This window comes from Vibrio sp. HI00D65 (genome assembly GCF_001635455.1).
In the GTDB taxonomy this organism is placed as follows: Bacteria; Pseudomonadota; Gammaproteobacteria; order Enterobacterales; family Vibrionaceae; genus Vibrio.
The window spans coordinates 1-1937 of the sequence record NZ_LWEH01000320.1 but is presented as its reverse complement, the minus strand read 5'-3'; the positions used below and the strand labels follow the sequence as shown (position 1 = coordinate 1937).

The following is a 1937-nucleotide window of genomic DNA, read 5'->3' as shown; positions in this document are numbered from 1 at the left end:
AATTAAAGATATTTCATCCGTATATAATTCTTAATTTTACTCGTGAATTAACGGTGCTTAATATATTTGCATGCTCAATGTAAACTGATGAAAATTATCTTGTTTCGAATTTTAATTTGAATGAAAAGTCAAAATCATATTGATTCTAATATTCAATCTGTGACTTAAAATCACAAGTTAAATCAAAGGTCGTTATTTCCTATAAATTCCATTACTTCTCTATAAATATTCATGATTAAAATGAATTGGTTCGGTTGTGATTGGCACAGCTGTTAAGTAAGGAAGTGGGACTAATGTTGAAACGTAAAGCTCTACAATTAGCAGTATCAGTTGGCATGGCGGCCATGTCGGGCGCGGTTTATGCAAATGGGTCTGACATGACGAATCCAGATTCGGGTGTCGTGGTAGGTTATTGGCACAACTGGTGTGATGGCGGGGGTTACCAAGGCGGTAATGCGCCATGTGTAACGCTAGATGAAGTGAACCCGATGTACAACATCGTGAACGTCTCATTCATGAAAGTGTATGACGTGGCGGATGGTCGAATTCCAACTTTTAAACTGGACCCAACGGTTGGGCTTTCAGAAGAACAATTTATTGATCAAATCTCAGAACTCAACAAGCAAGGTCGCTCTGTACTGTTGGCTTTGGGTGGTGCAGATGCACACGTAGAGCTAGAAACTGGTGATGAGAGAGCTTTTGCTGATGAGATCATTCGTCTTACGGAGCGCTATGGCTTTGATGGTCTAGATATCGACCTAGAGCAAGCGGCCGTGACTGCTGCAAACAACCAAACCGTTATTCCTGACGCACTGAAGCTAGTGAAAGATCACTACCGCGCAGAAGGTAAAAACTTCCTTATTACTATGGCGCCAGAGTTCCCGTACCTAACGACGGGTGGTAAGTATGTTCCTTATATCGATAACTTGGAAGGTTACTACGATTGGATCAACCCGCAGTTTTATAACCAAGGTGGCGACGGCATCTGGGTTGACGGTGTGGGCTGGATTGCTCAAAACAACGATGAGCTAAAAGAAGAGTTCATTTACTACATCTCTGACTCTTTAATCAACGGAACCCGTGGTTTCCATAAGATCCCACACGATAAGCTTGTGTTTGGTATCCCTTCGAGTATTGACGCAGCAGCAACCGGTTTTGTGAAAGTGCCACAAGATCTATACGATGCGTTCGATAGCTTAACTGCTCAGGGGCAGCCTTTGCGTGGCGTCATGACCTGGTCTATCAACTGGGATATGGGTACCAACAAAGCCGGACAAGCATACAACGAACAATTCATCAAAGACTACGGTCCATTTGTTCACGACCAAGTGACACCGCCACCAGTTGAAGGTGAACCTGTATTGAAAGGTGTTGAGAGTACACGTGTTCTTCACGGCACTGTTTTTGACCCGATGGAAGGCGTGACAGCAACAGATAAAGAAGATGGTGATTTAACTTCATCAATTGATGTTGAAGGTTATGTCGAGACCAGTGTTATTGGGACTTATGTGCTGACTTACCGCGTGAAAGACAGTGACAACAATGAAACAACCAAGGCAAGAACGGTAGAAGTTTACAGCCAAAAACCTGTTTTCGATGGCGTGTCGGATACTACTGTAGTGCTTGGCAACCCATTCGACCCAATGGCGGGTGTTACGGTAAATGATGCTGAAGACGGTGACCTAACAAGTTCAATTACATACACTGGTAGTGTCGATGTGAACGAGATAGGTAACTACACGCTTGTTTACCGAGTAACAGATAGTGCAAATCAAACGGTAACTGCTGAACGTAAAGTGTCTGTGACTGACGGTTCGAACTGCGCAGCAGCATGGGATACTAATACAGTCTATGTCGAAGGTGATCAGGTGTCCCACGATGGGGCAACTTGGGTGGCGGGTTGGTACACTCGTGGTGAAGAGCCCGGAACAACAGGT

1 protein-coding gene is annotated in these 1937 nt (G+C 44.1%); it reads left to right on the top strand.

Features of this window, described 5'->3' with window-relative positions; translation table 11 throughout:
* Positions 1-293 precede the first annotated feature (293 nt).
* Positions 294-1937, top strand: a 1644-nt coding sequence (locus A3712_RS19560; protein WP_063524723.1) for an immunoglobulin-like domain-containing protein, incomplete at its 3' end; no start/stop codon positions are given.